Origin of the sequence: Flavobacterium sp., from assembly GCF_044368625.1 — a bacterium.
Classification (GTDB): domain Bacteria; phylum Bacteroidota; class Bacteroidia; order Flavobacteriales; family Flavobacteriaceae; genus Flavobacterium.
This window is the reverse complement of record NZ_JBIPPD010000196.1, coordinates 1-6,149: the sequence shown is the minus strand read 5'-3', so window position 1 is coordinate 6,149 and position 6,149 is coordinate 1. Positions and strand designations below refer to the sequence as shown.

General features: G+C 33.8%; 7 protein-coding genes. 3 read left to right on the top strand and 4 right to left on the bottom strand.

All coding sequences use genetic code 11. The features are described from left to right. Nucleotides 1–200 precede the first annotated feature (200 nt). Together ACIQ2X_RS12760 and ACIQ2X_RS12755 are read right to left on the bottom strand one after the other, a co-directional pair. Nucleotides 201–866: an NYN domain-containing protein gene (locus tag ACIQ2X_RS12760; protein ID WP_396179304.1), complete on the bottom strand. Its 666-nt coding sequence runs from the start codon at nt 864–866 to the stop codon at nt 201–203. Between the two features lie 176 nt (nt 867–1,042). Further along, complete coding sequence (locus ACIQ2X_RS12755) at nt 1,043–1,648, bottom strand: DUF4254 domain-containing protein (RefSeq protein ID WP_396179303.1); 606 nt, start codon at nt 1,646–1,648, stop codon at nt 1,043–1,045. Between the two features lie 129 nt (nt 1,649–1,777). On the opposite strand from ACIQ2X_RS12755, the gene upp reads away from it, so the two are divergent. Then, nucleotides 1,778–2,431, top strand: a complete 654-nt coding sequence (gene upp / locus ACIQ2X_RS12750) for a uracil phosphoribosyltransferase (protein WP_396179302.1) — start codon at nt 1,778–1,780, stop codon at nt 2,429–2,431. Here upp and ACIQ2X_RS12745 read toward each other — a convergent pair. Next, complete coding sequence (locus ACIQ2X_RS12745) at nt 2,426–3,355, bottom strand: DUF6427 family protein (RefSeq protein WP_396179301.1); 930 nt, start codon at nt 3,353–3,355, stop codon at nt 2,426–2,428. The two genes, upp and ACIQ2X_RS12745, sit on opposite strands and share 6 nt — an antisense overlap. 47 nt (nt 3,356–3,402) lie before the next feature. Between ACIQ2X_RS12745 and ACIQ2X_RS12740 the strand changes: the two genes are divergently transcribed. Next, nucleotides 3,403–3,633 carry a uracil phosphoribosyltransferase gene (locus tag ACIQ2X_RS12740; RefSeq protein WP_396179300.1) on the top strand — a complete coding sequence of 77 codons (231 nt, stop codon included), beginning with the start codon at nt 3,403–3,405 and terminating at the stop codon, nt 3,631–3,633. 53 nt (nt 3,634–3,686) lie between these two features. Here ACIQ2X_RS12740 and purD read toward each other — a convergent pair whose 3' ends face one another. Continuing rightward, nucleotides 3,687–4,958 carry a phosphoribosylamine--glycine ligase gene (purD, locus tag ACIQ2X_RS12735; protein ID WP_396179299.1) on the bottom strand — a complete coding sequence of 424 codons (1,272 nt, stop codon included), beginning with the start codon at nt 4,956–4,958 and terminating at the stop codon, nt 3,687–3,689. 130 nt (nt 4,959–5,088) lie between these two features. Here purD and ACIQ2X_RS12730 point away from each other — a divergent pair. Continuing rightward, on the top strand, nt 5,089–6,149 hold a 1,061-nt coding region (locus ACIQ2X_RS12730; protein WP_396179298.1), incomplete at its 3' end, for a phenylacetate--CoA ligase family protein.

Genomic DNA, 6,149 nt, shown 5'->3' with positions numbered 1-6,149 from the left:
AAAATGTGGTGAAATGTGGCTCTTTTTTGGCTTTTTTTTGGCCATTTAATTATTTATTAAGTCTTTATTAATCAATCATTTACGAAATGTTGATAACAAAAATAAGGGGATTTAAACAATTTTTTGGCCATTCTTTGGCCATTTACTTTTTTTATTTCTGAATGCGAAATGAGTTTGAAATAGTAAAAACAAATGTTCCATTATTTCTTCCAATTCTCGGGTCGAGTATACGTTTTTGAAACTCCCTTTACTATTGTTGCCATCTTAGCATTGCTAAACTTGTCCTCATGATTTTCTAAAAAAACAACTTTACCCATAAGACCTCTAATTTCATTGGACTTTCGATTTGGAGGAAAATAAACCCTAATCTTAATGTTTGGAAATTTACTTTGAATATATTTTATGGTCGATACTTGATCACTATCTGCTGTAATTAAAGTAATAATGTCAACATTTCCTTCAATGCAATCATTAACCATGGCTAATGCAATATTTACGTCCGTACATTTTTCTTCAGGAACAACAAATTGTTGTTTACATTTTGCAAGACAGTTTAAGTACTTATCTGCATAATGACCATTTATAACTTCAAAAAGTTCTCCGTTGATAATTTTATTTGCTGAAAACAAGGCACTTTGTTTACTTCTTTTCTGAATATTTTTGGGTGGTGCAGTAAAACACTTGACTTTTTGCAGCACTTGATTATCATGCTCAAATACAAATTGTGAACAAAATTTGCCGAAATCTAACCAATAATAGTCTTTCCAATCACTTTTTATTGAAGTGTAAGATTTGAATCCGTAGTAAAAATTAAAGCCGTCAAAGTAAAAAATAACTTTCTTCGGTGGTGTTGATTGTTGTGCCATAGCTATAAAAAAAAAGCTCCCAGAAGGAGCAGATCTGCAGTACAGAGACTACAGGGTGGCGTTATGAGTGCAAATGTAACAACTAATTGTGAAATTGCAAATTTATAATCAAATTTTATTCCACCACTCATTGAATTAATGATGTTTATTTAGTTGCAAAACTTATTTACAAAAAATTACTTCTTGTTCTGATACAATACTGGATTCAAATCGTCGTCGTTGTACATTTTCATTTGTTTGTAAACTTTCATGAATTTGTCGCCATTTTCGATGTCATGCAATAAATCGTCAATTGCTGAAGACAAATCGCTTCGCTGCTCCAAAAGAATGTTCAATTTTTCTTGACATTTATCTCTATGCTCTTGAGAAGCTTCGACACGATTGGCTTCTTCTTGCATGTGGTAAATTTTCAAAGCTAAAATTGACAATCGATCAAAAGCCCAAGCGGGACTTTCAGAGTTGATTTTTGCGTTTTCTTTTACATGTACCGAAGCAAATTTTTGCAAGAAATAACTGTCAATATATTCCACCATATCCGTACGTTCTTGATTGGAAGCATCGATTCTTCGCTTTAATTTTAGAGCCGCCACTGGGTCGATATTTGGGTCGCGAATAATATCTTCAAAGTGCCACTGAACGGTATCAATCCAGTTTTTGAAATACAACAAATGTTCGAATTTTTCTTTCGGAAACGGATTATTGATGGGTTGATCTACATTATCAAATTGATGATAATCATGTATACTTTGTTCAAAAACGGAATAAGCGAGCTTCGAAAACATACTTTTAAATTTAGAAAGACAAATATACTTTTTATACATTTACATTTGGAAAAAATTTTGGCAAAAGACTAAAAGGTTTAAGGTTTAAGATAAAATACATAATTCATAATTCATAATTCATAATTCTATATGCAAATTCATTACTTATCAGAAAACAATAGCGTCTTGAATCATTTTCTTGGACAAATTAGAAATGTAAACGTTCAAAACGATAGTATGCGTTTTCGGCGAAATATCGAACGAATAGGCGAAATTATGGCCTATGAAATGAGTAAAAATTTGAACTACCGAAATATAGAAATCCAAACACCGCTTGGAATTAAAAAGACCACTGAAATAAAAGATGAATTGGTTTTGTGCTCTATCTTACGAGCTGGATTGTCGCTGCATTTGGGGTTTCTGAATTACTTTGATAATGTGGAAAATGGATTTGTTTCGGCCTACAGACATCATTACAATAACGATGATGCATTTGATATAAAAGTAGAATACCAAGCCGTTCCAGCTATTGCCAATAAAACATTGCTTTTAATCGACCCGATGTTGGCTACTGGACAATCAATGGTGGCGGTTTTTAATAAATTGATTGAAAAAGAACAACCAAAAGAAATTCACATTGCCGTAATCATTGCCGTTCCGGAAGGAATTGAATATTTGAAAAAGCATTTACCCGATTATTGTCATTTATGGGTTGCTACTTTGGATGAAAAATTAAATGAAAAAAATTACATTGTTCCAGGTTTAGGAGATGCAGGCGATTTAGCTTACGGTCGTAAATTATAATTGCATAAAAAACGACAAAAAACTCAATCCAATAACAATTATAGCCGTAACTTCTTGGCTCCATTTTATTTTGGCTCCCTCAAAATAACTAGTAGCCATAACTGCTAAAGGCATAAAAGTGTAAATTAAAATACTGTTGTTTTTAGCTGGTGAAATTACATAAATAATAAATCCGATAAAAAAAGCCAAGATGATTTTCTTGTACGAATTATGATGCACCAACGGCTTACTTGGAAACGCTACAATTTGGGAAAATAAAAACAAGGCTGTAATTGCAGCATAAATCGAAATTGCGATGTTTTGAAACTTATTGGTAAAATAGTTAAAATTGAAACTCGTATATACTCCTTCTAGTAGGCGATCCAAAAGGGAAGAGTCGTACATAAGTATGAAAACAGTGCACAAAGTAGCTGTGGTAAAAAAAGCAATGTATGGTAAAATCCAATTTCGATAATCCCGTGCCACGTGTAAGGCAATTGAAACAAAAACCAGTCCTATGAACAAAATGCTCCAAAAATGAAATAATGCGGCAATAAAAATCCACATCGAAGCATCAAAAATTTTTTCTTTTGGAGTAACTAGCGATTGCAACGAAATGAGTCTCCTAAGTGCCAAAAGAATAAAAAAGTTGGAAACAATTAAATTCGAATTCCCCAACGTTGTCGGGAATAAGATGAGGAAACTAAAGAAAAATAAAAACGGATAGGTGTTGTCCTTGCTCAATCCATTTTTCTTTGTAATAAAATTAGAGATAAACAAAGAAGCAATCAACAAACCCAACAAAATTGCCTTTTTCCCAACAGATTCTAGCGATTGCAACCAATCGGCATTCTTAAATTGATATAGAAAAAAGAAAAGGATTAGCATCAAAGTGACCATTATATAATTAAATGGTCTTGATTTGCTAAAAATTGTTGTAATCATGGGGATATTTTATACTTTTGCAAATGTAAATATAATACTTGACTAAAATGAAAGCATTTTTTGAAGGAATACAGTCTCTTTTTGTTGATTTTCTTTTTGTACCAATGGATTTTTTAAGATCTCTTGAGTTAACAAGCTGGTTCGGTGCCAATATATTAAACTGGATTTTTATGGCTATTTGTGCGTCAGCAATGGTGTATTGGATACTACAATTGAAAGAACACAAAGCAAACAACGACGAATACCAAGATACTACGGCACATTCTTTTTTTAAATAAGAGACAAATTCCCTCTTTAAATTAAAGAAGGAATTTAACTAAAACATCTTTTTTTAAAGATCAAAACCGATATCTTTTCTAAAATACATCGTATCAAAATGTAAGTTATTTATATTTTGATACGATTTTTTTATGGCCTCGTGGTGGTCGTTTCCAAACGAAGTTACGGTCAAAACGCGACCTCCATTACTCAAAATCTGACCGTTTTCTGATTTTGTTCCTGCATGAAAAACAACAGAATCAATAACATTTTCAATTCCTGAAATCACTTTTCCTTTCTCATAAGCTTCGGGATATCCGCCCGAAACCATCATAATTGTGGTTGCCGACCTTTGGTCGATTTCGAGTGTAATTTCGTCCAGCTTTTCTTCTGCAACGGCTTTAAACAAGGCTACTAAATCCGTTTTTAGTCTCGGAATCACAACTTCTGTTTCTGGATCGCCCATTCGAACATTGTATTCAATTACGTAAGGATCGTTATCCACAATGATCAATCCGATAAACACAAACCCTTTGTACATGATTTTGTCGTGGTGCAATCCGTCAATGGTAGGTTTGATAATTCGATTTTCTATTTTTTCGAGTAGTTCGGGCGTTGCAAATGGCACGGGAGAAACAGCAGCCATTCCTCCGGTATTCAATCCAGTATTGCCCTCTCCAATGCGCTTGTAATCTTTTGCGGTAGGCAAAACTTTGTAATTTTTTCCATCGGTTAAAACAAAGCAGCTCAATTCGATTCCGTCTAGAAATTCTTCGATAACCACTTTTGAACCTGCGATTCCAAATTTGTCATTTAGCAACATATTACTCAATTCAAACTTTGCTTCATCCAAATCGTTGAGTATTAAAACACCTTTTCCGGCGGCTAAACCGTCTGCTTTTAAAACATAAGGCGGTTTCAAACTTTCTAAAAAGTGAAAACCTTTTTCGATGGTATCTTTGGTAAAACTGTGATAAGCTGCTGTGGGAATGCGGTGCTTGAGTAAAAATTCTTTCGCAAATTCTTTACTTCCTTCCAATTTTGCACCCAATTTCGATGGTCCGATTACGGGAATGTTTTTCAAAAATTCATCTTCAGCAAAAAAATCAAAAATACCCAAAACCAATGGGTCTTCTGGACCTACAACTACCATATCAATTTTTTCGGCAATCACTAACTTTTTAATTTCACCAAAATCAGTGGGGGAAATGGCTACATTTACGGCAATCCTTTCGGTTCCGGCATTTCCTGGTGCTACAAAAAGTTTTTGACAAAGCGTACTCTGTACCATTTTCCAAGCCATTGCATGTTCTCTTCCGCCGGATCCTAATAATAAAATTGTCATTTTGTGTGTGATTTGAGTTGTTGAACAAAAATAGTTTGTTTTGAAATGAAATAATAATAAATTTAAATTAATATTCAAATGATTCACTTTACCAACTGCAATATGTATTTTTGATTAAATCTTTATTTTCATGAAACTTTTTGACCTTTCTCTTAAATTAGCTGGTTTTCCGATGAAGGAAGCCCAAAAGCTACTTGCTGAAATTCGTAATGTTTCGGCAGAGGATTATCAAGCATTTATGGAGCAGAAAAAGTGGGAAATAGTAAACTATCATTTAAAAAACAATTCCTCTTATCAAAAAAGGGTTGGCACAATTACCCTTAAATCTTGGAACGATTTACCCGTAATGACCAAGAGCGAGTTTCAGAAGCCTCTGTCTGAAAGGCTATCCTATGGATTTTCTGTAAAAGATGTTTACGTGAATAAAACCTCCGGATCAAGCGGTCATCCTTTTGTTTTTGCAAAAGATACGTTTTCGCACGCCATGACTTGGGCGAATAATATCCATAAATTTGGACGGTTTGGAATCGATTTCAACGCATCTTACCAAGCTCGTTTTTATGGAATACCACTGGACTTTATAGGCAACAGAAAAGAACGTTTCAAGGATTTTTTGAGTAACCGATTTCGATTTTCGATTTTTGATTTATCTGATACCGTTTTGGAGGGCTTTCTAAACGAATTCAGAAAAAGAAAATTTGATTACATCAATGGTTATACAAGTTCCATCGTTTTGTTTGCCCAATTTTTACAACAAAAAAAAATTGTATTAACAACGATTTGCCCGACATTGAAAGTCTGTGTGGTTACCTCCGAAATGCTTTTTGAGGATGATAAAATACTATTAGAAAAACAACTTGGAGTTCCAATTGTAAACGAATATGGAGCGTCTGAATTGGATTTGATTGCGTTTCAATCCCGAAGTATCGCGGAAGAAAGCGAATGGCAAGTGAATTCGGAAACACTTTATGTAGAAATTTTGGATGACCAAAATCAACCTCTACCGTACGGAAAAGAAGGTAAAATTGTTGTAACAAGTTTATACAACAAAGCCCATCCATTTATTCGCTACGAAATTGGCGACATCGGAATTTTGGATGAAAAAAGCACGATTAAAAAACCAATTTTGAAAAAATTAATTGGCCGTACCAATGATATTGCCCTCTTACCGAGCGGAAAAAAATCGCCCGG